This is a genomic window from Pseudomonas sp. GD03875 (assembly GCF_029840585.1).
Classification (GTDB): domain Bacteria; phylum Pseudomonadota; class Gammaproteobacteria; order Pseudomonadales; family Pseudomonadaceae; genus Aquipseudomonas; species Aquipseudomonas paralcaligenes.
In genome coordinates this window covers 13,019-37,250 of the sequence record NZ_JAOCCV010000043.1, presented here as the reverse complement: position 1 = coordinate 37,250, position 24,232 = coordinate 13,019, and the positions used below count along the sequence as shown (strand labels likewise).

25 protein-coding genes and 3 tRNA genes are annotated in these 24,232 nt (G+C 66.6%); 7 read left to right on the top strand and 21 right to left on the bottom strand.

Annotated elements, in window-relative coordinates; all coding sequences use genetic code 11:
• Positions 1 to 6 precede the first annotated feature (6 nt).
• The 4 genes from N5D30_RS24140 to N5D30_RS24125 form a co-directional block, all read right to left on the bottom strand.
• Complete coding sequence (locus N5D30_RS24140; protein WP_279911013.1) at positions 7 to 222, bottom strand: hypothetical protein; 216 nt, start codon at positions 220 to 222, stop codon at positions 7 to 9.
• Positions 223 to 312: 90 nt separating this feature from the next.
• Positions 313 to 1,008, bottom strand: a complete 696-nt coding sequence (locus N5D30_RS24135; protein WP_279911012.1) for an energy-coupling factor ABC transporter permease — start codon at positions 1,006 to 1,008, stop codon at positions 313 to 315.
• On the bottom strand, positions 1,005 to 1,481 hold the full coding sequence (locus N5D30_RS24130; protein ID WP_279911011.1) for an FAD/FMN-containing dehydrogenase: 477 nt from the start codon (positions 1,479 to 1,481) through the stop codon (positions 1,005 to 1,007). The genes N5D30_RS24135 and N5D30_RS24130 overlap by 4 nt, the downstream gene beginning before the upstream one ends.
• 5 nt (positions 1,482 to 1,486) lie before the next feature.
• Positions 1,487 to 1,903, bottom strand: coding sequence for a GNAT family N-acetyltransferase (locus N5D30_RS24125; protein ID WP_279911009.1), 417 nt, complete (start codon positions 1,901 to 1,903; stop codon positions 1,487 to 1,489).
• Between the two features lie 71 nt (positions 1,904 to 1,974).
• Here N5D30_RS24125 and N5D30_RS24120 point away from each other — a divergent pair, with 71 nt between their 5' ends.
• From N5D30_RS24120 to N5D30_RS24110, 3 genes are all read left to right on the top strand, one after another.
• A complete protein-coding gene (locus tag N5D30_RS24120) occupies positions 1,975 to 2,601 on the top strand; it encodes a DUF1780 domain-containing protein (RefSeq protein WP_279911008.1) in 627 nt (208 codons plus the stop codon).
• A gap of 75 nt (positions 2,602 to 2,676) precedes the next feature.
• Positions 2,677 to 2,850, top strand: coding sequence for a DUF3094 domain-containing protein (locus tag N5D30_RS24115; RefSeq protein ID WP_220811573.1), 174 nt, complete (start codon positions 2,677 to 2,679; stop codon positions 2,848 to 2,850).
• A gap of 60 nt (positions 2,851 to 2,910) precedes the next feature.
• Positions 2,911 to 4,209, top strand: a complete 1,299-nt coding sequence (locus tag N5D30_RS24110; RefSeq protein ID WP_279911007.1) for an NAD(P)/FAD-dependent oxidoreductase — start codon at positions 2,911 to 2,913, stop codon at positions 4,207 to 4,209.
• A 79-nt stretch (positions 4,210 to 4,288) separates the two neighbouring features.
• Here the strand turns inward: N5D30_RS24110 and N5D30_RS24105 are convergent.
• The 3 genes from N5D30_RS24105 to N5D30_RS24095 all read right to left on the bottom strand — a co-directional run bounded on the left by N5D30_RS24105 (position 4,289) and on the right by N5D30_RS24095 (position 4,531).
• Positions 4,289 to 4,364: transfer RNA gene (locus N5D30_RS24105), tRNA-Lys, on the bottom strand.
• Positions 4,365 to 4,369: 5 nt separating this feature from the next.
• Positions 4,370 to 4,446 (bottom strand) — tRNA-Pro (locus tag N5D30_RS24100).
• A gap of 9 nt (positions 4,447 to 4,455) precedes the next feature.
• Positions 4,456 to 4,531: transfer RNA gene (locus N5D30_RS24095), tRNA-Asn, on the bottom strand.
• Positions 4,532 to 4,733: 202 nt separating this feature from the next.
• Between N5D30_RS24095 and N5D30_RS24090 the strand changes: the two genes are divergently transcribed.
• Positions 4,734 to 7,031, top strand: a complete 2,298-nt coding sequence (locus N5D30_RS24090; RefSeq protein WP_279911006.1) for a DUF1631 domain-containing protein — start codon at positions 4,734 to 4,736, stop codon at positions 7,029 to 7,031.
• Positions 7,032 to 7,370, top strand: coding sequence for a PilZ domain-containing protein (locus N5D30_RS24085; RefSeq protein WP_220811567.1), 339 nt, complete (start codon positions 7,032 to 7,034; stop codon positions 7,368 to 7,370).
• Between the two features lie 61 nt (positions 7,371 to 7,431).
• On the opposite strand, the gene N5D30_RS24080 is transcribed toward N5D30_RS24085, so the two are convergent.
• The 12 genes from N5D30_RS24080 to N5D30_RS24025 form a co-directional block, all read right to left on the bottom strand.
• A complete protein-coding gene (locus tag N5D30_RS24080) occupies positions 7,432 to 8,727 on the bottom strand; it encodes an adenylosuccinate synthase (RefSeq protein WP_220811565.1) in 1,296 nt (431 codons plus the stop codon).
• Positions 8,728 to 8,779: 52 nt separating this feature from the next.
• A complete protein-coding gene (locus N5D30_RS24075) occupies positions 8,780 to 9,967 on the bottom strand; it encodes an ATP phosphoribosyltransferase regulatory subunit (RefSeq protein ID WP_279911005.1) in 1,188 nt (395 codons plus the stop codon).
• A 34-nt stretch (positions 9,968 to 10,001) separates the two neighbouring features.
• A complete protein-coding gene (locus N5D30_RS24070) occupies positions 10,002 to 10,187 on the bottom strand; it encodes a DUF2065 domain-containing protein (protein ID WP_279911004.1) in 186 nt (61 codons plus the stop codon).
• A 110-nt stretch (positions 10,188 to 10,297) separates the two neighbouring features.
• Positions 10,298 to 11,167: a protease modulator HflC gene (gene hflC, locus N5D30_RS24065; RefSeq protein ID WP_279911003.1), complete on the bottom strand. Its 870-nt coding sequence runs from the start codon at positions 11,165 to 11,167 to the stop codon at positions 10,298 to 10,300.
• Entirely contained in the window at positions 11,167 to 12,321 is a 1,155-nt protein-coding gene (hflK, locus tag N5D30_RS24060; protein WP_220811557.1) for an FtsH protease activity modulator HflK, read from the bottom strand. The genes hflC and hflK overlap by 1 nt, the downstream gene beginning before the upstream one ends.
• Positions 12,322 to 12,417: 96 nt before the next feature.
• Positions 12,418 to 13,719: a ribosome rescue GTPase HflX gene (gene hflX, locus N5D30_RS24055; RefSeq protein ID WP_279911002.1), complete on the bottom strand. Its 1,302-nt coding sequence runs from the start codon at positions 13,717 to 13,719 to the stop codon at positions 12,418 to 12,420.
• Positions 13,720 to 13,731: 12 nt separating this feature from the next.
• Complete coding sequence (gene hfq / locus N5D30_RS24050; RefSeq protein WP_220811553.1) at positions 13,732 to 13,986, bottom strand: RNA chaperone Hfq; 255 nt, start codon at positions 13,984 to 13,986, stop codon at positions 13,732 to 13,734.
• A 103-nt stretch (positions 13,987 to 14,089) separates the two neighbouring features.
• On the bottom strand, positions 14,090 to 15,061 hold the full coding sequence (gene miaA / locus N5D30_RS24045) for a tRNA (adenosine(37)-N6)-dimethylallyltransferase MiaA (RefSeq protein WP_279911001.1): 972 nt from the start codon (positions 15,059 to 15,061) through the stop codon (positions 14,090 to 14,092).
• A gap of 145 nt (positions 15,062 to 15,206) precedes the next feature.
• The gene (mutL, locus tag N5D30_RS24040) at positions 15,207 to 17,084 is read right to left on the bottom strand and encodes a DNA mismatch repair endonuclease MutL (protein ID WP_279911000.1); all 1,878 of its coding nucleotides are present in this window, start codon (positions 17,082 to 17,084) and stop codon (positions 15,207 to 15,209) included.
• Complete coding sequence (locus N5D30_RS24035) at positions 17,081 to 18,526, bottom strand: N-acetylmuramoyl-L-alanine amidase (protein ID WP_220811547.1); 1,446 nt, start codon at positions 18,524 to 18,526, stop codon at positions 17,081 to 17,083. Before N5D30_RS24035 ends, mutL begins: the two co-directional genes overlap by 4 nt.
• Before the next feature lie 16 nt (positions 18,527 to 18,542).
• The gene (gene tsaE / locus N5D30_RS24030; RefSeq protein ID WP_279904269.1) at positions 18,543 to 18,959 is read right to left on the bottom strand and encodes a tRNA (adenosine(37)-N6)-threonylcarbamoyltransferase complex ATPase subunit type 1 TsaE; all 417 of its coding nucleotides are present in this window, start codon (positions 18,957 to 18,959) and stop codon (positions 18,543 to 18,545) included.
• Between the two features lie 41 nt (positions 18,960 to 19,000).
• Complete coding sequence (locus tag N5D30_RS24025) at positions 19,001 to 20,506, bottom strand: NAD(P)H-hydrate dehydratase (RefSeq protein WP_279910999.1); 1,506 nt, start codon at positions 20,504 to 20,506, stop codon at positions 19,001 to 19,003.
• Between the two features lie 64 nt (positions 20,507 to 20,570).
• Between N5D30_RS24025 and queG the strand changes: the two genes are divergently transcribed.
• Positions 20,571 to 21,650 (top strand): tRNA epoxyqueuosine(34) reductase QueG, encoded by a 1,080-nt coding sequence (queG, locus tag N5D30_RS24020; protein WP_279910997.1) that lies wholly within the window; start codon positions 20,571 to 20,573, stop codon positions 21,648 to 21,650.
• Positions 21,651 to 21,744: 94 nt separating this feature from the next.
• Here the strand turns inward: queG and orn are convergent, their stop codons facing one another.
• Together orn and N5D30_RS24010 are read right to left on the bottom strand one after the other, a co-directional pair.
• Entirely contained in the window at positions 21,745 to 22,290 is a 546-nt protein-coding gene (gene orn / locus N5D30_RS24015; RefSeq protein ID WP_279910996.1) for an oligoribonuclease, read from the bottom strand.
• 37 nt (positions 22,291 to 22,327) lie between these two features.
• The gene (locus tag N5D30_RS24010) at positions 22,328 to 23,098 is read right to left on the bottom strand and encodes a class I SAM-dependent methyltransferase (RefSeq protein ID WP_279910994.1); all 771 of its coding nucleotides are present in this window, start codon (positions 23,096 to 23,098) and stop codon (positions 22,328 to 22,330) included.
• 87 nt (positions 23,099 to 23,185) lie between these two features.
• Between N5D30_RS24010 and rsgA the strand changes: the two genes are divergently transcribed.
• Entirely contained in the window at positions 23,186 to 24,217 is a 1,032-nt protein-coding gene (gene rsgA / locus N5D30_RS24005) for a small ribosomal subunit biogenesis GTPase RsgA (RefSeq protein WP_279910993.1), read from the top strand.
• Positions 24,218 to 24,232: the final 15 nt, after the last annotated feature.

Sequence of the window (24,232 nt, the reverse complement as noted above, 5' to 3'; positions counted from 1 at the left end):
TGGCTTTCAGGGCCGCATGAAGGCGTAGTCGCGGTCCGGGTCAAGATTGTCGGCCAGGAACTCCAGCTCCTGCGCCAGATCGGCCAGGTCACGCCCCTGACGATTCAGTTCCACCGCCTCGCTGAGCAGTGCCCGCAGGCTCATCAGCGGGTCGAACCCTCGCTCCCGCGCACGCGCCAGGCTGCTTTCGAGTTCCTGCCGCGCCCATAGATGCACACTCATGTCCAAGACCTCCGTGGTTTTCCTAAGCATGGATTCCGGAGCGTCTCGAATCTTGACCCAGATCAGCAGCCCAGCCGGGATAAGCCGCGCTTATGGACGCCGATCGGAGTCACCATCCTTCCAAGGCGCCGACAGGTAGCGGGTGCGGTTGAAGGTCTCCAGCCAGTCCGGATAGAAGACCACCAGGCCGGTGACCAGCATGCCGTTGATGAACGCCTCGGGAAACATTACCAGCCACAGGTAGCCGATGAAGTCTTCCAGCCAGGGCGGCATGACATAGAGGCCGTCGTGCCAGAGCAACGCCAGCCCGCCGAGCAGGCAGGCCAGCGCGGTCAGCGCCGCCGGAAAGAAGCCGCAGCAGAAGATGTAGACGAACAGGTTGCGCGGCTGGCGGCGCTCGACCTGCACAGAGAAGAACTCGGTAATGGCCACCGGGATCGCCACCAGCAGCAGGCCGTTGACGCCGAGGGCAGCCAGGTCCAGGCGGCCGAAGGCGAGCAGGCCGAGTTGGGCGGCGAAGCCGCCGAGAAGCGCCAGGGGCCAGTCTAGCAGCAGGGTCACGGCCGTCATGCCGATGAAATGGAAGGACAGGCCCGAGGCGAAATCCCGCCGCACCAGCCATAGCAGGAACAGCGCCAGTACCGTGCCGAACAGCAGATGCTGGCGGCGCTGGTCGCTGAACACCTCGACCCAGGGTGTGCGCCACACGGCCCACGACAGCACGGCGGCATAGAGCAGCCAACCCAGCCATTGGCTGAGCGGCTGCAGCAGTTCGGCGGCGATCAACGCTCCAGGCCCTTCAACGCCGCCCGCAGCTCACCGGCCTGGGTGAAGCGGCGCACCTCCAGCAACCTGCCGGCATCCAGTTGCAGCCAGAGCAGCTCGGCCTTTTCCCCTGGATAGCGGGAAGCGACACGCCCCGTGCGATCGAGCATGACCCGATAGCCGTAGTCGCGCATCGCCGGCACGGCGAACAGGCTGGCGATGGGCGTCGGCATGGCACTGATGTCGGCGAGGAACACCACCCGGTGCCGCTCCAGGTATTCCGGCCCCAGTTCGCTCAAGGCCTCTCGCAGCAGATCGGCGGCTTCCATGCCGCGGGCCACCAGCAGAACCTGCAGATCGTCGTCGAGGGTGTAGGCACGATCGTGCTGGTCCAGCAGTGTCCAGGGTGCCAGGTGTTCTCCTGGCTCCAGCGCCGCTGCGGCGACCATCCATCCACACAGCAGGGGCAGCAGCCACCAGCGCAGTCGCTTCATGCTCATCAACTCCTCGTGGAAAACACTTCGATGTCGCCGCGCTCACCCCAGCCCGGCCGGCTGCGCCAGAAGGCCAGCGCCTCGGGCGCGTCGCCGAGCACGAAGACATGGGACTTGCTCACGCCGAGTTCGGCCAGCCGCGCCAACGCCTCATTCAACAGAGCACCCGCCAGCCCCTGGCCACGCCAGGAAGACTCGACCACCAGATGCTGCAGGTAGCCGCGCCGTCCGTCGTGTCCGACCAGCAGGCTGGCGACGACCGCCCCATCGCTCTCGACCAGCAGGCTCAGCCCAGGGTTCCGCGCCAGGTAGCGGCAGAAGGGCTCATACTCGTCCTCGGCGCGCAAGCGGATGCTCGGCGTGCGACGCCACAGGTCGAGCAGCCGCGGATGATCTGAAGAGAGAATGGCGCGTATCTGCATGAGGCTTCTCGTGTGTGCCGGCGCAGTTTACACCGGCCAATCCGCCACGGCGTTTGCGCTATGCTGCGGCCATGGATGACTCCGACTACCTGCGCCTGCTGACCCGCCAGGCCGAACAAGCCAACGATTTCCTCTCCAACGCCCGCAAGTGGGAGCGCGAGCGCTGGGTCTGCCAGCGCCTGTTGACCGCCCTCAACCTGCGCCACCACCAGGAAGAGTTCGCCGCCGGGCAGGAGCCGCCGGACGTGCTGTTCCGTGACGCCGGCTTCGAGGTGTTCTTCGTTCTCGACAAGGGCCGCCGCCTCAACGACGAATGGAAGGAAGAACTGCAACGACGGCGCAGTGCCCTCTCGCTCAGCCAGCTGCTGCGCCGCGAGCCGCGCCCACGACGGATACCGGCCGTGGAGCTGCAGGCCCGCCTGGGGCCGACCCTGCGCAAGAAGGCACACAACTACGCCGAACGCGGCCTGGACCTGGGCGAGCTGGACCTGCTGGCCTACGTCAGCCTCAAGCGCGAGGTCCTCGACCTCAACAGTCCCTTCCCACCACCGAGCGAGTACCTGCGCCAGGGCTGGCGCTCCCTCTCGCTGGTCGGGCCCAACTATGCGCGAGTCCTGTTCGCCCATCGCGACGCACCGGACTTCCTGCGCCACAACCTCGGCCGTACCGTCCTGTTCGACGTGGGCATCAGCCTGTGATCGGGCGCTCTGGCAGCGATGTTCGTCGAGCGCCAATTACGTCTAGAATGCAGACATTCCTTCGAGAGGACCGCCATGTCCAGCCGTCTCAGCCCCGAAGACCAGCAGCGCGTCGAGCAGTATCTCAGCGCTCCGCAGCACCAGGTGGAGCGCCAGCCGTTCCGCCCCTGGCGCCTCCTGCTGGTGGTGATCGCCGTGACGATCGGCCTCGGCCTTCTCTCCCGCCTGCTCGCCGGACTGGTGCTATGAGCCGCCTCGCGCTCGCCCAGCCGGGCCTACCGATTTCCTCAAGCCTTGTGAGATATCCCCATGAACCATCGCATCGTGATCGTCGGCGGCGGCGCCGGCGGCCTGGAGCTCGCTACCCGTCTGGGTAGGACCCTGGGCAAGCGCAGACAGGCCAGCGTCGTGCTGGTCGACGCCACCCTCACCCACATCTGGAAACCGCTGCTGCACGAAGTCGCCGCCGGCTCGCTGAACTCCTCCGAGGACGAGCTGAACTACGTGGCCCAGGGCAAATGGAACCACTTCGAGTTCCAGCTCGGCCGCATGAGCGGCCTGGATCGCGCGCGCAAGGTGATCCGCCTGGCCGCCACCCTCGACGAGGACGGCGGCGAATTGCTCCCCGAGCGCGAACTGGCCTACGACAGCCTGGTGATCGCCGTCGGCAGCACCACCAACGACTTCGGCACGCCAGGCGCGGCCGAGCACTGCATATTCCTCGACACCCGCGAGCAGGCCGAGCGCTTCCACCGGCAGATGCTCAGCCACTACCTGCGCGCCCATGCCGGCAAGAGCGACGACAGCCGCATCAGCGTGGCCATCGTCGGCGCCGGCGCCACCGGCGTGGAGCTGGCCGCCGAGCTGCACCACGCGGCCCACGAACTCGCCGCCTACGGCCTGGACCGCATCCAGCCGCAGAACATGCGCATCACCCTGATCGAGGCCGGCCCGCGCGTCCTGCCGGCGTTGCCGGAGCGCATCAGCGGCCCGGTGCACAAGACCCTGGAGAAGCTGGGCGTCACCGTGCTCACCGGCACGGCGGTGAGCCAGGTCAATGGCGACGCGCTGATCACGGCCCAGGGCATGGAAATCCCGGCGAGCCTGAAAGTGTGGGCCGCCGGCATCCGCGCCCCTGCCTTCCTCGGCGGGCTGGACGGCCTGGAAAGCAACCGCATCAACCAACTGCTGGTGCGCCCGACCCTGCAGACCACCCTGGACGACAGCATATTCGCCTTCGGCGACTGCGCAGCCTGCCCGCTCGGCGACGGCAGCGAACGCACCGTGCCCCCCCGCGCGCAGGCAGCCCACCAGCAGGCTTCGTTGCTGGCCAGGTCGCTCAGGCTGCGCATGAACGGCCAGGCCCTGCCGGAATTCCGCTACCGCGACTACGGCTCGCTGATCTCGCTGTCGCGCTTCTCGGCGGTAGGCAACCTGATGGGCAATCTCATGGGCAGCGTGAAGCTGGAAGGCTGGCTGGCGCGGATGTTCTACGTCTCGCTGTACCGCATGCACCAGATGGCGCTGTACGGCGTGCTGCGCACCGCCCTGATGATGCTCGGCGACCGGATCGGCCGCAGCACCGAGCCGCGCCTGAAACTGCACTGAGAAGATGAGGGGGCGGCCCGCCGCCCCTTTTCGGAGACAACAAAAAGCCCGCGCTAGGCGGGCTCTTCGTTCTTAACAATGGTGGGTCGTGTAGGATTCGAACCTACGACCAATTGGTTAAAAGCCAACTGCTCTACCGACTGAGCTAACGACCCGGAAATGGTCGGGGTAGGGGGATTCGAACTCCCGACATCTTGCTCCCAAAGCAAGCGCGCTACCGGACTGCGCTATACCCCGTTTGGAAGTTGGCTCCGCGACCTGGACTCGAACCAGGGACCCAATGATTAACAGTCATTTGCTCTACCGACTGAGCTATCGCGGAACTACGATCTTCCACTCCCTGCTACCGGACCGACTTGGCCGATTCCCGTATCAGAGGCGCGCCATTTTACGGGCGGAAGCGGCCATGTCAACCCTGGCGGCCAGTTATTTCATCACACCGTAACGGCCGATAAGCGGCTACTCTATTGCCAGCATGTTCCTAACCCGGCGAGACTTCCTTCCTGCCTCGCACAGGACAACGCATGAGCCCGCAGGACCTTCCACCCGCCCATACACCCGGCGTCGCCAACCGGGCAATCCAGCCCCGCTTCGGCGAGTTGGTACAGGATTGCCGCAAGCTGGTGATGAACAACCTGGCCGAGCACCTCGCCGAACTGTTCATACAAGCCGACGATACCCTCTTCGAGTGCGCGGAGAAGGCCGAGAACAACAAGGTCCAGAGCCTGTTCTTCGAGGCCATGCATGACCTGCGCAAGCTGCGTCCCCAGATAGAACGCAACTACCACCAGCACGTCGCCCGGAATTTCGCGGACTTCCTGGAGGGCAGGCTGCAGCCTTCGACCCAGGTAGAACCGGACTCGCAGGACCTGGCCCTGGTGCAGAACGAGGAATACGAGGAAAGCCTGCAGGTGACCAACATGGTCAGCAAGGTCAAGGCGCGCAATACCGGCCAGCTGTTCGCCTTGGAGCAACGCCTGGCCCTGCTCAACAACGGCCAGAAACTGGGCGAGGAAACCAACCCCTTCGGCCCCCAGGCGCTGGCCGACGCCTTCCACGACGCCCTGGCGCCCCATCCGCTGCCGCTGCGCATCAAGGTCATCCTGTACATGCTGTTCGAGCGGCACGTGATGCAGGGCCTGGACACCCTGTACGAGATGCTCAACCAGCGCCTGATCAACGCAGGCATCCTGCCCAACCTCAAGTACAGCGCGCAGCGCTCGCCCGGCTCGTCCAGTCCGCCGAAGCGGGCTGCGGACAGTGGATCGCCCCCCACCGCACCCTCTGCCGAATCGGCAGCGCCGGCCGACCTGAGCGCACCACCACCCCAGGATCCGGGCCAGCTGTTCGGCGGCCTGACGGTCCTGCTCGGCGAGCGCCGCCAGCACGACCTGGACAGCCCCCTGCCCGGCGGTACCCGCAGCATCGCCAGCTTCGCACCGCGCACGGCCACCAGCACCTACAGCGCCAGCGATCTGCTGGCCGCCCTGAACCGACTCCAGCAGCAGTCGGCCAGCACCCTGACCCAGCGCCTGCAGCAACCGCAACCCGTGGAAGACATCAAGGTCAGCCTGCAGCAGCAACTGGAGACCTACAGCCAGTTGCCGGGCCAGCAGAAACTGGCGGACCAGGAAGCCGACGTGATCGACCTGGTCGGCATGCTGTTCGATTTCATACTCGACGACGACAACCTGCCACACGCCTGCAAGACGGCGCTTTCCCACCTGCACACCCCGTATCTGAAGGTTGCCCTGCAGGACAAGGCGCTGTTCACCCACCACCACCACCCGGCCAGGCGCCTGCTCAACACCATGGCCCAGGCAGGCGTCCTTTATGGCGGCGAAGGCGACGAGCGCGGCCTGGTGGCGAAGATCTACTGGGTGGTGGAAGAGGTGGTCCACGGCTTCGCCAGCGACCTGCTGCTGTTCGACAAGCTGCTCGAGGAGTTCAACGAGTTCACCGCCACACTCCAGCACAAGGTCGAACTGCGCGAACGGCGCGCCGTAGAAGCGGCGAAGGGCCGCGACCGCCTGCTCGGTGCACGACAACAAGCGGTGGCGGTGATCCAGGATGCATTGCGCGAACGCAGTCTTCCCGGCGTCATTCGCAACTTCCTCGAATTGACCTGGGCCGACGTGCTGGTCTTCATTCTGCTTCGCCACGGCGAGCACAGCGCCGAATGGCGACGCGCGAGCGAAGTCGCAGAACAACTGGCCTGGAGCGGAACACCACTGGACGCGGATGGCCGCAACCGACTCCAGGGCCTGCGCGTCGACCTGCTGGACGAATTGAGCAAGGGCCTGAAACTGCTCGGCGGCTACCACGAGGATGGCATCCGCCGCCTCCTGCAGGACATTGTGGCCTGTCAGTACGCGATTCAGGGTCAGCAACCGCAGTTGGCGGCACAGCTCAAAACCCAGCTCCCGGAGAGTCCGCTGGGGGCCATGCTGGGTGAGGATGCCGCCCTGGCCGAGCCGGTCAGAGAGGAAGAACCGCTGTCGCCGCGCGCCCAGAACCTGGTCAAGGAGTTGCAACAGGTCGAGTTCGGTACCTGGTTCGAATTCGTCCAGGGGCAGGAAACCATCACGCTCAAGCTGTCCTGGTTCAGCCCGACCACCCACAACTACATGTTCGTGGACCATGGCGGCCAGCGCGTGGCGGTCAAGCCCATACGCCAGTTGGCACGCGAGATGGAGCGGAACCTCGCCCGCATCGTCGCGCCAGAGCGCAGCAACCCCCTGGTGGACCGCGCGCTCGGCGCCATCTACCGGGTCCTGCAGCGTATCACCGGGCGCGCCAACCCAGCCCGACAAGGAGCCTGAATGGACGACCGCCGCCAGCACAGCCGCCACACGCCCCAACTGAACATCGAGGCTGTCGACCTGCACAGTGATCGCCGGCTGGGACAGGTCGTCGATCTGTCCGAGGACGGCTTCATGCTGGTCAGCGAGGCGCCGCCGGAGGCCGATTCGGTCTGGGAGTGCCGCCTGGTACTGGACCAGCCCCTGAACGGTATCAGCGAAATCCGCCTCGGTGCGGACTGCCTGTGGAGCCGCTCCGGAGGACCTGGCCACAATGGCTGGTGTGGCTTCCACATCATCGACCTGGCCGACGACCAGGCGGCTGCGCTGCAATTGCTGCTCCGCGAGATGCAGTCCTGAAGCGCTTTCCCGATGCCCACAAAAAAGGCCGCTGTCAGCGGCCTTTTTCTTTACTTGAGGATCAGGCGAACGGGTGACGCAGGACGATGGTCTCGTTGCGGTCCGGGCCGGTGGAGATGATGTCGATCGGCGCACCGACCAACTCTTCGACGCGCTTGATGTAGGTGCGGGCGTTAGCAGGCAGCTCTTCCAGGCTCTTGGCGCCCAGGGTCGACTCGCTCCAGCCCGGCATTTCCTCGTATACCGGCTGCAGGCCGATATAGCTGTCGGCGTCGGTCGGCGCGTCCACCAGCAGGTTGCCCTGAGCATCCTTGTAGCCGGTGCAGATACGGATGGTTTCCAGGCCGTCGAGCACGTCCAGCTTGGTCAGGCACAGGCCGGAGATGCTGTTGATCTCGATGGCGCGACGCAGGATCACCGCATCGAACCAGCCGCAGCGACGGGCACGACCGGTGGTCGAGCCGAACTCGTGGCCACGCTTGGCGAGGAAGGCACCGGTCTCGTCGAACAGCTCGGTGGGGAACGGGCCGGAGCCGACACGGGTGGTGTAGGCCTTGGTGATGCCGAGGATGTAGTCGAGGTACAGCGGACCGAAGCCGGAGCCGGTAGCGGTGCCGCCGGCGGTGGTGTTGGAGCTGGTCACGTACGGATAGGTGCCGTGGTCGATGTCCAGCAGCGAGCCCTGGGCACCCTCGAACATGATGTCCTTGTCGGCGCGGCGCAGCTCGTGCAGATCGGCGGTGACGTCGGTCATCATCGGGCGCAGCTGCTCGGCATAAGCCATGCACTCGTCCAGGGTGGACTGGAAGTCGACGGCCGGCTCCTTGTAGTAATTCACCAGAACGAAGTTGTGGTAGTCCAGCAGCTCGCCCAGCTTGGAGGCGAAGCGCTCGCGATGGAACAGGTCGCCGATGCGCAGGCCGCGGCGTGCCACCTTGTCTTCGTAGGCCGGGCCGATGCCGCGGCCGGTGGTGCCGATCTTGGCATCGCCACGGGCCTTCTCGCGGGCCTGGTCGAGGGCCACGTGGTAGGACAGGATCAGCGGGCAGGACGGGCTGATGCGCAGGCGCTCGCGCACCGGCACGCCCTTCTCTTCCAACTTGGTGATCTCGCGCATCAGGGCGTCGGGGGCGACTACCACGCCGTTGCCGATCAGGCACTGCACACCCTCGCGCAGGATGCCGGACGGGATCAGGTGCAGCACGGTCTTCTCACCGTCGATGACCAGCGTGTGGCCGGCGTTGTGGCCACCCTGGTAGCGCACTACCGCAGCGGCCTGCTCGGTCAGCAGGTCGACGATCTTGCCCTTGCCCTCATCACCCCACTGGGTGCCCAGGACCACGACATTCTTACCCATAACACTTGCCCTCTTTGGAAGCTCGATGCCGACCTCGGCCGGCGGAAAACCATCAGGACGCCAGCGGCGTCACTTGCCAACGTCCGTCACGTAGCTGCAGCTGGCGATCGCAACCCGCCTCGATCGCCGCGTTCGTATCCTGCCCCGGCAACGCCTGGACCACCCGCAGTCCCTCGCTGCGCAGGCGCTGCACGGCCTGCCACAGGTAGAAATCGTGATGATCCGGAGCCCAGACCCCGGCATCCTTCTCCGCGACCTGCATGTCGCCCAGGGTGACCAGAGTCTTCAGGTCGGTGGAAAAGCCGGTGGCAGGGCGAGCACGGCCGAAATTGGCGCCGACGTCGTCGTAGCGGCCGCCCTGGGCGATGGACTGGCCGACGCCCGGCACGAAGGCGGCGAACACCACGCCGGTGTGGTAGTGGTAGCCGCGCAGCTCGCCCAGATCGAAATACAGGGGCAATTCGGGGTAGCGCAGCTCCAGCTGGTCGGCGATGGCCACCAGCTGATCCAGCGCGGCATGCACCTCCTCCGGCGCCTCGACCAGGGCCGCCTGGGCCAGATCCAGCACCTCGCGGCCGCCGCACAACTCGACCAGGGCGCGCAGCACGCTGGCCAGGTGCGGCTGCAGGGATTCGGTGAGCACGTCGACCTCGTCGATCGCCTTGCGCTGCAGGGCATCGAACAGACGCTGCTCCGCCTCGCCGGAAAGACCGGCGGCGCGGGCCAGCCCACGGTAGATGCCGACATGGCCGAGGTCCATGTGCACATCCGGTACGCGAGCAAGGTCCAGGGTGTCGAGCATCAGGCTGATGACTTCCACATCGCTGGCCGGGCTGGCGTCGCCATAGAGTTCGGCGCCCAGCTGGATCGGGCTGCGCGAAGTGGCCAGCGCGCGCGGCTTGGCGTGCAGCACGCTGCCGGCGTAGCACAGGCGACTGGGGCCTTCGCGACGCAGGGTATGGGCGTCCATCCGCGCCACCTGCGGCGTGATGTCGGCGCGAAAGCCCATCTGCCGGCCGGACAGCGGGTCGGTCACCTTGAAGGTGCGCAGATCCAGGTCCTGACCGGCACCGGTGAGCAGGGATTCGAGGTATTCGATGTGCGGGGTGACGACGAACTCGTAACCCCAGCGCTGGAACAGGTCCAGTACCTGGCGGCGTGCCGCCTCGATCCGGGCCGCTTCCGGCGGCAGTACTTCTTCGATGCCATCTGGCAGAAGCCAGCGGTCTACCGTTGCCATTTCGCCATTCCCCTCTCGGTACGGGCGGCAGCCTTCAATGAAGCAGATACAGGAGGGCGGTTCCCAGCAGCATGCTGGTCAGCCCCATGAGGCGCAGCCGACGGTCGGGCAATTGTCCCAACTGCGTGACCGCCCTGCGCCAGCGCTGCGGATAGAGGAAGGGCAGGATGCCTTCCAGCACCAACATCAGACAAAAGGCGATGCCAAGTTCCTGCCACATGATTCCCGCAGACGCAAAAAAGCCGGGCTTTTTCCCGGCTGACCCATGATAACACGTTTTCCCCGGAGGTCACCCCGACGGGCCGAACGGCCGCGCCGGGGCGAAGACACTCAGGGCTTGGGGTGCTGCAGATAGCGGAAGAACTCGCTATCCGGATCCAGCACCAGCACGTCTCCCTTGCTGGAGAAGCTCTCGCGGTAGGCGCCCAGGCTGCGGTAGAACGCATAGAACTCGGCATCCTGACCATAAGCCGCAGAGTAGATACCGGCCGACTTCGCGTCGCCGTCACCGCGGATTTCCTCGGCTTCGCGATAAGCCTCGGCGAGGATCACACGCTTCTGACGATCGGCGTCGGCGCGAATACCTTCGGCCAGTTCGCGGCCCTTGGCGCGGTGCTCGCGAGCCTCGCGCTCACGCTCCGAACTCATGCGGTCGAACACGCTGCGATAGACCTCTTTCGGCAGGTCGATGGCCTTGACCCGCACATCCACCACTTCGATACCCAGTTCTTTCTGCGCCATGCCATTGAGCGACTTGGTGATGGCCGCCATCAGCGCATCGCGCTCGCCGGAGACCACTTCATGCAGGGTACGGGTACCGAACTGGTTGGCCAGGGCGGTGATCAGGCGCTGGGACAGACGATCGTCGGCAATCTGACGAATGCCGGAAGTCGCGGTGTAGTAGCGCTGGGCATCGGCGACACGCCATTTGGCGTAGGCGTCGACCATCACGGCTTTCTTCTCCAGCGTCAGGACGCGCTGGATCGGCGACTCCAGGGTCAGCAGACGGGCATCGAACTTGCGCACCTGGTTCATCACCGGCACCTTGACGTGCAACCCTGGCGGCACGTCGGCCTCCTGGATCTTACCGAACTGCAGGAGCACGGCCTTTTCGGTCTGGTTGACGATATACAGGCTGTTCCAAGCCAGGATTGCGACTATCACCCCAGCGATCAGGGCAAACAGCGATTTATTGCTCATCAGCGGCTCTCCCTCGTACGCAGATCGCCCCGCTCGACGTTATTGATGATGCGGGTGCCGGTCTCGCCGCTGGTGCTGCCCGGTGCGCTCTGAGCACCGGAACCTACGCTGCCGCGGTTGTCGATCATCTTGTCCAGCGGCAGATAGAGCAGGTTGTTCTGCCCTTCCTTGCCGGTCACCAGCACCTTGCTGGTGTTGCTGAAGACCTGCTGCACGGTGTCTAGGTACAGGCGCTGCCGGGTCACTTCCGGCGCCTTGCGGTACTCGGCCACCAGCTTGGTGAAACGATCCGCCTCACCCTGGGCACGGGCAACCACTTCGTCGCGGTAGCCGTTGGCGTCTTCGATGATGCGCTGAGCCTGACCACGCGCCTCGGGCACCACGCCATTGGCATAGGTCTCGGCCTGGTTCTTCTCGCGCTGCTCGTCTTCGCGGGCACGGATCACATCGTCGAAGGCATCCTTCACCTCGGCCGGAGCCGTGGCACGCTGGATGTTGACCTGGGTAACGGTGATGCCAGTGCCGTAGGTGTCGAGGAAGTCCTGCAGGCGCTTGCTCACCTCCAAGCCCATCTGCTCGCGACCGAGAGTGATCACCTCGTCCATCGAGGTGGAACCGGCGACGTGGCGCAGGGCACTCTCGGTGGCGTGTTGCAGGCTGACCTCGGGCGCATCGACGTTGAGCACGAAGTCCTGGAGGTTGCTGATCTTGTACTGGACGGTCAGCGGCACCTCGACGATGTTCTCGTCCTCGGTGAGCATCTGGCCTTCCTTGGAGAAGGAGCGCTCGCGGGTCACGTTCTCCTGGAACTTCCGGTCGATCGGCGGGAAGTAGATGTTCAGGCCTTGGCCGACCGTCTCGTGATACTTGCCGAGGCGCAGGATCACCGCCTGCTCCTGGGCATCCACGATATAGACCGCGTTCCACAGCCAGACCGCCAGCAGCAGGACGACGCCAATGCCGAGCAGGCCGAAACCGCCGCCGCCCTGACCATTACCGTCACGTTTCTTGCCGCCACCGAAGATGCCGTTGAGGCTCTCCTGCAGCTTGCGGAAGGCTTCGTCGAGGTCCGGCGGCCCCTGGCGTCCACCGCCTTTGCGGCCGCCCCAGGGGTCCTGGTTGTTCGAGTTGCCACCCGGCTCGTTCCAAGCCATAGCGATCTCCATCTGATAAAGCTAAAGACGCGCCCGCGGCGCGCCGGCCCATGCTACCGAAGCCCCCGACCCGCCGCAAAAACGGCGGGCCGGGCTTTATTGCAAAGTGTGTTGCGCAAGAAAGTCCTGCGGCTGCAAGCCTTCACGACTGACCAGTCGATTGAGTTCGGCACGCGGCAAGCGGATGGCCAACAATGCGTCCCCCGCCTCGTCGTGAGCCTCGCTCTGCACGGCATTCAGTGCGAAGAATTGCGCCCGCAGCCGGCCCAGGCGCTGCGGCAAGCGCAGCGTGCCGACGAACAGGTCTTCACCGAGCAATTCGGCGATCGCCTGGCGCAGCAGTTCGAGCCCCTTGCCATCGCGCGCCGACAGCCACACCCGCTCGGGCTTGCCATCACCATCGCGCTGGATCTGCGGCTCGACGCCCTCGACCAGATCGATCTTGTTGTATACCTCGAGCATCGGCAACTCATTGGCGCCGATCTCGCCGAGCACCACCATGACCTGTTCGATCTGCTGGTCGCGCTCCGGCTCATGGGAGTCGATCACGTGCAGCAGCAGATCGGAGTTGCTCGACTCTTCCAGGGTCGCCCGGAATGCCTCCACCAGCTTGTGCGGCAGATGGCGGATGAAACCCACCGTATCGGCCAGCACCACCGGGCCAAGGTCATCCAGCTCCAGACGCCGCAGGGTCGGGTCGAGAGTGGCGAACAGCTGGTCGGCCGCGTAGACCTCCGAGGTAGTCAGAGCATTGAACAGGGTGGACTTGCCGGCATTGGTGTAGCCGACCAGGGCAACGGAAGGGATGTCCGCGCGACGGCGACCACGGCGAGCCTGCTCGCGCTGGCTGCGCACCTTCTCCAGCTTCTGCTTGATCTGGCGGATGCGCACCCGCAGCAGGCGACGGTCGGTTTCCAGCTGCGTCTCACCCGGACCACGCAGGCCGATCCCCCCCTTCTGACGCTCGAGGTGGGTCCAGCCCCGCACCAGGCGGGTACTCATGTGATCCAGCTGGGCCAGCTCGACCTGCAGCTTGCCTTCATGGGTACGGGCACGCTGGGCGAAGATGTCGAGGATCAACCCGGTACGATCAAGCACGCGACACTCGAAGGCGCGTTCGAGGTTGCGCTCCTGGCTGGGCGTGAGGGTGTGGTTGAAGATGACCAACTCGGCCTCGGAATCTCTGACCAAGTCGCGGAGTTCCTCGACCTTGCCGCTGCCGATCAGGAACTTGGCGGTCGGCATGTGCCGAGACACGGTGACCAGAGCCACCATGTCGGCACCCGCCGACAATGCCAGGTCCTGAAACTCCTGCGGGTCTTCAGCCGCCTCGGGGTTGCTGCCTTCCAGATGGACAAGGATGGCCCGTTCACCACCACCGTGACGCTCGAAGAACAAGTCAGGCTCCCGTCAGGCGTTGCCCGGCTCGACCTGCTCGGCGTCGGCAGCGCTGGGCAATCTCACCGGCCGGCTCGGCACGACGGTGGAAATGGCATGTTTGTAGACCATCTGGCTGACAGTGTTTTTCAGCAAAATCACGAACTGGTCGAAGGACTCGATCTGGCCTTGCAGTTTGATGCCGTTCACCAGATAGATGGAAACAGGTACGCGTTCCTTACGCAGGGTATTCAGGTAAGGGTCTTGTAGCGAATGCCCTTTTGACATGTGCCGCACTCCTTAAGGGGTTCAAATGTAGTCAAGCAAATTAAGATGGCTTATGCCGTATTGGCCTCAAAGCCAAGGATAGACGGCGAATAGGCGGGTCTCATCACAATATGGAGACCGACCGAAGGTATTTCAAGGCACAAGAAAGATTGTCACTTGCAAGGCTGTCCAGCCAGTGCAGATCTTCCCAGCCGCGCAGCCAGGTGAACTGGCGCTTGGCCAACTGGCGCGTGGCGATGATCCCCCGCTCCGCCATTTCCTCCCGCCCCAGACGCCCGTCCAGGTAATCCCACACCTGGCGATAGCCCACGGCACGGATCGATGGCAGCCCCACATGCAGGTCGCCCCGCTGACGCAAGGCTTCGACCTCTTCGACAAAGCCCTGTTCCAGCATCATCAGGAATCGACGAGCGATCCGCTCGTGCAATACCTGTCGCTGCTCGGGAGCGATGGCGAACTGGACGGCAGTATAAGGCAATTGCCGCGCTCCAGGCGCCTCGGAGCCGCTATTTTGAGCGGTTTGACGCCGACGGTGCTCGGTCATGCTGAGACCGCTGACGCGATGGACCTCCAGCGCCCTGGTGAGACGCTGCGGATCGTTGGGATGGATGCGCGCCGCCGACTCCGGATCGACCCGCGCCAGCTCCCGGTGCAGGACCTCCCAGCCCTCCGCCGCGGCCCAGGCCTCCAGCTCCGCGCGCACCGCGGGATCGGCACCGGGCATGTCCGCCAGGCCTTCCAGCAATGCCTTGTAATACAACATGGTGCCGCCGACCAGCAGGGGAATGCGGCCGCGCGCGGTGATTTCGGCCATAGCCGCCAGGGCATCGGCGCGGAATTCAGCTGCCGAGTAGCTTTCCGCCGGGTCGAGGATGTCCACGAGGCGGTGCGGGTAGCGTGCAAGGGTGGCCTTGTCCGGCTTGGCCGTGCCAATGTCCATGCCCCGGTAGACCAGCGCCGAATCGACGCTGATCAGCTCGCACGGAAGTGCGTCGGCCAGGGCCAGGGCCAAGTCCGTCTTGCCGGAAGCGGTGGGGCCCATCAGGAAGATGGCGGGAGGCAGGCGCTCGGTCATAACTCTGAAATCACTCTCCAAGCGTCGCGAGTGCGGCTCAGGCAAGGCAAGAATCGATGAGGAAGCGCAGTCTACTCGCTGTAAATGAGCATTCCGAACCGATTTTCAACGCGGCATGGGCAAACGCAGCACCTGGAGGGTGATTTCAGCGGCCACGCAGGAACAGCTTGTCCAGGTCATCCATGCCGAGCTGGGTCCAGGTCGGCCGACCATGGTTGCACTGACCGCTGCGCTCGGTGTGCTCCATGTCGCGCAGCAAGGCGTTCATCTCGGGCAGGGTCAGGCGCCGGTTGGCGCGCACCGCGCCGTGGCAGGCCATGGTCGCCAGCAGTTCGTTGAGATGGGCCTGGATGCGGTCGCTGGTGCCGTATTCCAGCAGGTCGGCGAGCACATCGCGCACCAACTGGGTAGCCTCGGCCTGCTTGAGCAGCGCCGGAATCTGGCGGATCGCCAGGCTCTCCTCGCCCAGGCGCTGCAGCTCGAAGCCCAGGCGCTGGAACCACTGGCCGTGCTCCTCGGCACAATCGGCCTCGCGCTGGCTGAGTGAGATGGACTCAGGCACCAGCAGCGGCTGGCCGCGCAGACCCTCGCTGGCCATGGCGGTCTTCAGCCGTTCATAGGTGATGCGCTCGTGGGCCGCGTGCATGTCCACCAGCACCAGGCCCAGGGCGTTCTCGGCGAGGATGTACACGCCCTTGAGCTGCGCCAGGGCGTAGCCCAGGGGCGGAATATCGCCCTGGGTCTGCGGCAGGCCGACGGCGGCCGACGACTCGGGCAGCGGCGCGAAATATTCGCGATAGGCACCCTGCACCTCGGCCTGGGGCATGCCCGGCTGTGGACGGGGAGCCTGATAGCCGGCGCCGGGTGAGCGCCATACGGAGGCCTCGGCGGGCCGCTCCAGCACGGTGGCAGCCAATCCGATCTCGCCTTGAGGACCGAATTCGCCGGCGGCGATGCCGGTCGGCCGGACGATCTGCTCCACGGCAGCCGGGGCGGCCAGCTGGTCTTCCGGCCGCACCTCGCCGAGCGCCCGATGCAGGGTGCCATAGAGGAAGTCGTGGACCATGCGACTGTCGCGGAAGCGCACCTCGTGCTTGGTCGGGTGCACGTTGACGTCCACCACGCCCGGATCGATTTCGAGGAACAGCACGAAGGTCGGGTGGCGACCGTTGAACAGCACGTCGCGGTAGGCCTGGCGCACCGCGTGCGCCACCAGCTTGTCGCGCACCATACGGCCGTTGACGTAGAAGTACTGCAGATCGGCCTGGCTGCGCGAGAAGGTCGGCAGCCCGACCCAACCCCACAGGCGCAGGCCGCTGCGCTCGATCTCGATGGGCAGGGCCTGTTCGAGGAAGGCGGGGCCGCAGACGCTGGCCACACGGCGGGCGCGACTGATCTCGTCCGGCGCCTCGTGCAGCGTGAATACCTTCTTGCCGTTGTGGCGCAGGTGGAAGGCCACGTCGAAACGGGCCAGAGCCAGGCGCCGGATGACTTCCTGCAGGTGATCGAATTCGGTCTTCTCGGCGCGCAGGAACTTGCGCCGCGCCGGGGTATTGAAGAACAGATCGCGCACTTCAACCGAGGTGCCGACCGGATGGGCGGCGGGCTGGACCCGCGCCTCCATGTCGCGCCCCTCGGTCTCCACCTGCCAGGCCTGCTCGGCATCGGCGGTGCGCGAAGTCATGGTCAGGCGCGCGACGGAACTGATCGAGGCCAGCGCCTCGCCACGAAAACCGAGGCTGGCCACCGCCTCCAGGTCTTCCAGCTCACGGATCTTGCTGGTGGCGTGACGCGCCAGGGCCAGCGGCATGTCGTCCGCAGGGATGCCGCCACCGTCGTCGCGCACCCGCAACAGCTTGATGCCACCCTGCTCGACCTCCACGTCGACCCGGCGGGCACCGGCGTCCAGGCTGTTCTCCAGCAGTTCCTTGACCACCGAGGCCGGGCGCTCGACCACCTCGCCGGCGGCGATCTGGTTGGCCAGCCGCGGGCTGAGCAGCTGAATGCGACACGGCTCGCTCATGGCTGGGCCGCCAGGGCGGTCGCCGGGATGTTCAGGGTCTGGCCGACCTTGATGGTGTCGCTCTTCAGCGAATTGGCGCTGCGCAGCGCCGCCAGGCTGACCTGATAGCGCTGGGCGATCAACGCCAGGCTCTCGCCGGAGGTGACCACATGCTCACGAGGACCGACGGCGATCTTGCCCTGGTCACGGAGCATGGCGATGTAGGTGCCAGGCGGCGGGTTCTGGTGGAAGAACTGGCGCACACCGGCGGTGATCGAACGGGCCAGCGCCTGCTGGTGACCCAGGGTCGCGAGTTTCTTCGCTTCGTTGGGATTGGAGATGAAGCCGGTCTCGACCAGGATCGAGGGGATGTCCGGCGACTTCAGCACCATGAAGCCGGCCTGCTCCACCCGGCGCTTGTGCAGCGGCGTGATGCTGCCCATGTTGCTCAGCACCTTCTGCCCGACGTTCAGGCTGGAAGACAGCGAAGCGGTCATCGACAGGTCGAGCAGCACGCCGGCGAGCATGCGGTCCTTGTCGTCCAGGCTGACGTTGCCGGCGCCGCCGATCAAGTCGGACTGGTTCTCGGTGTCGGCCAGCCAGCGCGCCGTCTCGGAAGTGGCACCGCGTTCGGACAGCGCATAGACCGACGCGCCGAAGGCAGCGGCGCGTGGCGCGGCGTCGGCGTGGATGGAGACGAACAGGTCGGCGCCCTTCTTGCGGGCGATCTCGGTGCGCTTGCGCAGCGGAATGAAATAGTCACCGGTGCGCACCAGCTCGCCGCGGAAGCCCTTCTCGGCGTTGATCTGGCGCTGCAGCTCCCTGGCGATGGCCAGGGTCACGTTCTTTTCGAACACCTTGCGGCCCGGGCCGAGGGCGCCCGGGTCCTCGCCGCCGTGGCCGGCGTCGATGGCGATGACGATGTCACGCTTGCCGCCCGGCACCGGCGGCAGCTTGGCCGGCGGTGTACCGGGCAGCGTCGCTTCCGGCGGCTTGACGGCCACGGTCGGCGTGTTGACCTGTGGCGCCTGGGGCACGCTGGGGGCGCCCGCATCCTGGTCGAACAGGTCGACCACCAGGCGGTGGCCGTACTGCTGGTTGGGTGCCAGGCTGAAGCTCTTCGGCGTGACGGTGGCGGACAGGTCGAGCACCAGGCGCAGGTCGGTCGGCGAGCGCTGCGCCGAACGGACGCCGGTGATCGGGGTGTTGCTCAGGGAAAGCTGGTCGAACTTGGTCGCCAGCTGGGCGCCGTTGACATCGATGACGATGCGGTTGGGGGCCGCCAGAGTGAACACGCTGTGCTGCACCGGGCCGGAAAGGTCGAAGACCAGGCGCGTGTTATCCGGGGCGCGCCACAGTCGCACACTGCGGATTTCCGTGGCGGCCAGCACGTCTACGGCCAGCGCGGCCAGCATGACTCCGATCCCGCCGAACAGCGCACGCATGCGCATAGCCTTCCCCATTTTTATATACAGACTCTTATAAGGCAGCACACCACGCTTCGGCCCTGGCGCTATGTGGCTGCAACTGCAGCGCGCGGCCGACTCCTTGCGGGCTAATGGTAATGTCCATGTCCGCCTTTGGCAAAACGCCGGCACCGCGCTGCGGCCACTCGATCAGGCACAGGGCGTCGCCCTCGAAATAGTCGCGGATGCCGAGAAACTCCAGCTCCTCCGGGTCGGCCAGGCGGTACAGGTCAAAGTGGAACACCCGTATATCCCCCAGCTCGTAGGGTTCGACCAGGGTGAAGGTCGGGCTCTTCACCGCGCCGCCATGCCCCAGCCCGCGCAGGATGCCGCGCGACAGGGTGGTCTTGCCGGCACCCAGGTCGCCATGCAGATAGATCACGCCCCGACCGCCGGTCGCGCGTGCGATGCGGGCGCCCAGTTCGAGCATGGCGTCCTCGCCTTCGGCATGGAGAGTCAGTTCGGGCGGGGTCACTTCAGGCACGGCGCATGCTCCTGCAGCAGCTGACGAATGGTCGGGATCAGATCGCTGGCCGCCAGGCCTCGCCCCTGCTCACCGAGGCGCTGGCCGGCACCGGCGTGCAGCCAGACGCCCAGCGCGGCCGCCTCGAAGGCCTCTAGGCCCTGGGCGCGTAGCGCGCCGATCAGGCCGGCCAGCACGTCGCCAAGGCCGGCGGTGGCCATAGCCGGGTGGCCGAGGTCACAGAGCAGCAGGCGGCCATCCGGCGCCGCCACCAGGCTGCCGGCGCCCTTCAACACCACCGCCGCCTGGTACTGGCGTGCCAGGGCGAGAGCGGCGGCGGGACGATCGGCCTGGACCTCGGCGGTCGAGCAGCCAAGCAGACGCGCCGCCTCGCCGGGATGAGGGGTGATCACGCTGTCGGCCGGCAGTTCCAGGGCGCCGGTGGCCAGCAGGTTGAGCGCGTCGGCGTCCCACACCTGTGGTCGCCCGCCGGCCAGCGCCGCACTGAGCAGGCTGCGCCCCCAGGCCTGCTGGCCGAGGCCGGGGCCGACCACCAGCACGTCGGCGCGCTCGCACAGACCGAGCAGCTGGTAGGTGGATTCGGTGGGCTGGCACATCACTTCCGGCAGCCTCGCCAGGCTGGCCGGCAGGTGTTCGGGCCGGGTCGCCAGGGACACCAGGCCGGCGCCCGCGCGCAACGCGCTCTCGGCGCTGAGCAGGGCGGCACCACCAAAGCCACGGTCGCCGCCGATCACCAGCACATGACCGAACCGGCCCTTGTGCGCGGTCCGCGCACGCGGCGCCAGCACCGGCAGCGCGGCACCGGCCAGGCGCCGGGCGACGTGTGGATGCTCCGCGACCAGTTGCGGATCGGCCTGCAGGTCGTCGAACACCAGCTCGCCGACCCAGTCCGGCGCATCGCCGGTGAACAGACCGACCTTCAGGCCGATGAAGGTGACGGTCAGGTCGGCGCCCACCGCCGCCTCCGCGACCCGCCCGGTGTCAGCGCAGAGCCCCGAGGGGATGTCCACCGCCAGCACCGGCAGGCCGGTGGCGTTGATCGCCTCGATCGCCGCACCATAGGGCGGACGCAGCTCGCCACGGAAGCCGGTGCCGAGCAGTGCGTCGACCAGCACGCCACGCAATTCCATGCCCTCGCGCCATGCCTCGATGCGGACGCCCGCGGCCAGCGCGGCCGCATGGGCCGCGGCGGCATCGCCCGCCAGCTGTTCCGGCGCACCGACGGCCAGCACCCGCACGACCCAGCCCGCCTTCTGCGCCAGTTCGGCGATCAGGTAGCCGTCGCCGGCGTTGTTGCCGGCCCCGGCCAGAACGGTGATCTCGCCGGCCCCGGCCCCGGCCCCGGGCCAGCGCCGGCGCAATGCGCGCCAGGCGGCGTGGGCGGCACGCTGCATCAGCTCGAAGCCGGGAGTGCCGGCGGCGATCAGGCGCGCGTCCAGTTCGCGCACCTGGGCGGCGCTATATAGAGGAAGGGGCAGGTCGTTGCTTGGCATGGTTCGGCGATTCGGGCGAGGTCTGGCAGAATTATACCCATCTCCCCCGCCCCGCCGTCCCGCCATGCCCGACTCCGCTCTCGATCTTGCCCAGCTGGCCCGGTCCATCAAGGACTGGGGGCGCGAGCTTGGCTTCCAGCAGGTGGGCATCGCCGACGTCGAGCTGGGCGAGCACGAGGCGCACCTGCAGCGCTGGCTGGAGGCCGGCTATCAGGGCGAGATGGACTATATGGCCGCGCACGGCAGCAAACGTTCCCATCCCGACGAGCTGGTGCCCGGCACGCTGCGGGTGGTTTCCCTGCGCATGGACTACCTGCCCGGCGACACGCGGATGACCGAGCGTCTGGCCGAGCCGGAGCGTGCCTATGTCTCGCGCTACGCCCTCGGCCGCGACTATCACAAGCTGGTGCGCAAGCGCCTGCAGCAACTGGCCGAGCGCATCCAGGCGGCCGTCGGCCCGTTCGGCCACCGCGCCTTCGTCGACAGCGCGCCGGTGCTGGAAAAGGCCATCGCCGAGAAGGCCGGCCTCGGCTGGATCGGCAAGAACACCCTGGTGCTCAACCGCAAGGCCGGCAGCTGGTTCTTCCTCGGCGAGCTTTTCGTCGACCTGGCCCTGCCGGTGGATGCCCCCCACGGCAGCGAGCACTGCGGACGCTGCAGCGCCTGCCTCGACGTCTGCCCGACCCAGGCCTTCGTCGGCCCTTATGTCCTCGATGCGCGACGCTGCATCTCGTACCTGACCATCGAGCTGAAGGGCCCGATTCCCGAGGAGCTGCGCGCACCGATCGGCAACCGGGTGTTCGGCTGCGACGACTGCCAGATCGTCTGCCCGTGGAACCGCTTCGCCCGCCCCACCGAGCAGGGCGACTTCCAGCCGCGCCACGGCCTGGACAGCGGCAACCTGGCCGAGCTGTTCCTGTGGAGCGAAGAGGAGTTCCTCAGCCGCACCGAAGGCTCGCCCCTGCGCCGCGCCGGCTACGAGCGCTGGCTGCGCAACCTGGCCGTGGGGCTGGGCAACGCGCCGTCGACCATTCCGGTGCTGGAAGCGCTCGAGGCGCGGCGCGAACACCCTTCGGAGCTGGTGCGCGAGCATGTGCGTTGGGCGCTGGCGCGCCATCAGGAAAAAGCCCGAGCTAGACGGTGATGCCTGTCAGTTAAGCCTCAGAGGTATCGCGTAGGGTGCGCCGTGCGCACCAGTGGCCCGGCGGTGCGCACGGCACACCCTACGGCGCCACGCCTCACACTTTGAGGAAGTGCTGACGGTAGTGCTTCAGCTCGGCGATGGACTCGCGGATGTCGTCCAGCGCCTGGTGGGCGCCTTGCTTCTGGAAGGAGTCCTTGACCTGCGGCGCCCACATGCCGGCCAGGATCTTGAGGGTCGAGACGTCCAGGTAGCGGTAGTGGAAGTAGGCCTCCAGCGCCGGCATGTACTTGTACAAGAAGCGCCGGTCCTGGCCGATGCTGTTGCCGCAGATCGGCGACTTGCCCTTGGGCACCCATTGTTCGAGGAAGGCGATGGTCTGCGCTTCGGCCTCGGCCGGGCCGACCTTGCTCTCGCGCACGCGCCGGGTCAGGCCGCTCTCGCCGTGGGTACGGGTGTTCCACTCGTCCATGCCGGCCAGCACCTCGTCGCTCTGGTGCACGGCGATCACCGGGCCTTCGGCCAGCACGTTCAGATCGCTGTCGGTGACGATGGTGGCGATCTCGATGATCACGTCCCGCTCCGGCTCCAGCCCGGTCATTTCCAGGTCGATCCAGATCAGGTTGTTGGGGTTCTGCGGCATGGCTTCTGCTCCTTTGGACAGACGCCAGTTTAGCCGCTCAGAGGTGCCAGAGCAGCAGCCGCGAGTCGCGCCAGTCGTTCAGCTCGATCACTTCCCGGGCCTGCACGCCCGGTACCTCGAAGCTGTTGCTGATCAGCAGGCTGCCCGGGCGCATCTCGCGTTGCACCTTGGCCCACAGTTCGGCCATCGGCGCCGGCGAGAGGAAGCAGTAGGCCACGTCGTGGCAGGACAGGTCCTCGCGCCACAGGCTGCGGTAGTGCACCGTGCAGTTGCGGTACGGCAGGCAGCGCAGCCAGGCCAGGAGGAACACCAGCGGCGCCGTCTCGACGCCGACCAGACGCGCTTTCGGATAGTCCCGCGCCAGTTGCGCCAGGGTACCGCCCAGGCCGCAGCCCAGGTCGACGAAGCGGAAGTCCTCCGGCAATGTCGCCAGGCGCCGGCTCAGGCGCTGGCGGGTGGCCGCGCCACTGAGGTAGAGCGGCACCCGCTCGCGGAAGCTGTTCCAGTTGATCAGCAGCAACAGCAGGAAGGCGGCGAGGAACCACCAGGCCGGCCACTCGCGGCTCTGCAGCGCCAGCAACCCCGGGACGAAGGCCAGGTTCAGCGCCAGCCACCAGCGACGCAGCCCCAGCCAGTGGCCGAACGCCGCCGCCAACGCGCCCTGGGCGACGGCCGCCTGCCACAGCGTGGGACGCCAGTCGCCGAGCCTGGCGGCGAGCCACAGCGAGGCGGCCACGCCGACGAGGGCAAGGCACTGGGCGATCAGGGCCAGCACGGCCGGGTAGCGAAGACGCAGGGTTTCGAGCATGGCGCCTGTTGTACCAGCAGGTCGCGGCCAGGACCAGCCGGCCCGCGTGCTAAACTCGCCGCCGTTTTCCCACCCTTCGGAACATTCATGGCCAAACGCCAACTGACCCGCCGCCAGAGCTGGCGCATCGAGAAAGTCCAGGAAGAGCGCGCCGCCCGGGCGGCCAAGCGCGAATCGCGCCTGCTCGAAGCGCTGGAAGGCAGCGACCTGGGCCCGGAGCAGACGGGCCTGGTGATCGCCCACTTCGGTGTGCAGGTCGAGGTCGAGGCCCTGGAGGGCGAGCAGGCCGGCCAGGTGCAGCGCTGCCACCTGCGCGCCAACCTGCCTGCGCTGGTCACCGGCGACAAGGTGGTGTGGCGCCAGGGCAACCAGGGCCACGGCGTCATCGTCGCGCAACTGCCCCGATCATCGGAGCTGTGCCGCCCGGACATGCGCGGCCTGCTCAAGCCCGTGGCGGCCAACGTCGACCTGATCGTCATCGTCTTCGCCCCACTGCCGCATCCGCACGCCAACCTGATCGACCGCTACCTGATCGCCGCCGAGCACGCCGGCATCCACCCGCTGCTGCTGCTGAACAAGGCCGATCTGAAAGACGAGGAAAACGCGGCGCACCTGGACGGCCTGCTGACCACTTACCGCCAGCTTGGCTACGAGCTGCTGGAAGTCTCGGCACGCCAGGGCGGCGGCATGGAGCAACTGCAGGCGTGCCTGGACGGCCATGTCAGCGTCTTCGTCGGCCAGTCGGGCGTCGGCAAGTCGTCGCTGGTCAACAGCCTGCTGCCGGGCGTGGACACCCGGGTCGGCGAGTTGTCGGAGGTCACCGGCAAGGGCACCCACACCACCACCACGGCGCGGCTGTTCCACTTCCCCCGCGGCGGCGAGCTGATCGACTCGCCCGGCATCCGCGAGTTCGGCCTGGGGCATGTCAGCCGGGACGATGTGGAAGCCGGCTTCATCGAATTCCGCGATCTGCTCGGCACCTGTCGCTTCCGCGACTGCAAGCACGACCGCGAACCGGGCTGCGCCCTGCTCCAGGCGCTGGAGGATGGCCGCATCCAGCCGCAGCGGATGGCCAGCTACCGGCACATCCTGGCGAGCCTGCCCGAACCAGAATACTGATACACAGAGGCCGCG

Bases quoted from the DNA above. Each gene is read 5' to 3' on its own strand.
- N5D30_RS24140 (WP_279911013.1), bottom strand. From the start codon at position 222: ATGAGTGTGCATCTATGGGCGCGGCAGGAACTCGAAAGCAGCCTGGCG.
- N5D30_RS24130 (WP_279911011.1), bottom strand. From the start codon at position 1,481: ATGAAGCGACTGCGCTGGTGGCTGCTGCCCCTGCTGTGTGGATGGATG.
- N5D30_RS24125 (WP_279911009.1), bottom strand. From the start codon at position 1,903: ATGCAGATACGCGCCATTCTCTCTTCAGATCATCCGCGGCTGCTCGAC.
- N5D30_RS24120 (WP_279911008.1), top strand. From the start codon at position 1,975: ATGGATGACTCCGACTACCTGCGCCTGCTGACCCGCCAGGCCGAACAA.
- N5D30_RS24115 (WP_220811573.1), top strand. From the start codon at position 2,677: ATGTCCAGCCGTCTCAGCCCCGAAGACCAGCAGCGCGTCGAGCAGTAT.
- N5D30_RS24110 (WP_279911007.1), top strand. From the start codon at position 2,911: ATGAACCATCGCATCGTGATCGTCGGCGGCGGCGCCGGCGGCCTGGAG.
- N5D30_RS24090 (WP_279911006.1), top strand. From the start codon at position 4,734: ATGAGCCCGCAGGACCTTCCACCCGCCCATACACCCGGCGTCGCCAAC.
- N5D30_RS24085 (WP_220811567.1), top strand. From the start codon at position 7,032: ATGGACGACCGCCGCCAGCACAGCCGCCACACGCCCCAACTGAACATC.
- N5D30_RS24080 (WP_220811565.1), bottom strand. From the start codon at position 8,727: ATGGGTAAGAATGTCGTGGTCCTGGGCACCCAGTGGGGTGATGAGGGC.
- N5D30_RS24075 (WP_279911005.1), bottom strand. From the start codon at position 9,967: ATGGCAACGGTAGACCGCTGGCTTCTGCCAGATGGCATCGAAGAAGTA.
- N5D30_RS24070 (WP_279911004.1), bottom strand. From the start codon at position 10,187: ATGTGGCAGGAACTTGGCATCGCCTTTTGTCTGATGTTGGTGCTGGAA.
- hflC (WP_279911003.1), bottom strand. From the start codon at position 11,167: ATGAGCAATAAATCGCTGTTTGCCCTGATCGCTGGGGTGATAGTCGCA.
- hflK (WP_220811557.1), bottom strand. From the start codon at position 12,321: ATGGCTTGGAACGAGCCGGGTGGCAACTCGAACAACCAGGACCCCTGG.
- hfq (WP_220811553.1), bottom strand. From the start codon at position 13,986: ATGTCAAAAGGGCATTCGCTACAAGACCCTTACCTGAATACCCTGCGT.
- miaA (WP_279911001.1), bottom strand. From the start codon at position 15,061: ATGACCGAGCGCCTGCCTCCCGCCATCTTCCTGATGGGCCCCACCGCT.
- mutL (WP_279911000.1), bottom strand. From the start codon at position 17,084: ATGAGCGAGCCGTGTCGCATTCAGCTGCTCAGCCCGCGGCTGGCCAAC.
- N5D30_RS24035 (WP_220811547.1), bottom strand. From the start codon at position 18,526: ATGGGGAAGGCTATGCGCATGCGTGCGCTGTTCGGCGGGATCGGAGTC.
- tsaE (WP_279904269.1), bottom strand. From the start codon at position 18,959: ATGCTCGAACTGGGCGCCCGCATCGCACGCGCGACCGGCGGTCGGGGC.
- N5D30_RS24025 (WP_279910999.1), bottom strand. From the start codon at position 20,506: ATGCCAAGCAACGACCTGCCCCTTCCTCTATATAGCGCCGCCCAGGTG.
- queG (WP_279910997.1), top strand. From the start codon at position 20,571: ATGCCCGACTCCGCTCTCGATCTTGCCCAGCTGGCCCGGTCCATCAAG.
- orn (WP_279910996.1), bottom strand. From the start codon at position 22,290: ATGCCGCAGAACCCCAACAACCTGATCTGGATCGACCTGGAAATGACC.
- N5D30_RS24010 (WP_279910994.1), bottom strand. From the start codon at position 23,098: ATGCTCGAAACCCTGCGTCTTCGCTACCCGGCCGTGCTGGCCCTGATC.
- rsgA (WP_279910993.1), top strand. From the start codon at position 23,186: ATGGCCAAACGCCAACTGACCCGCCGCCAGAGCTGGCGCATCGAGAAA.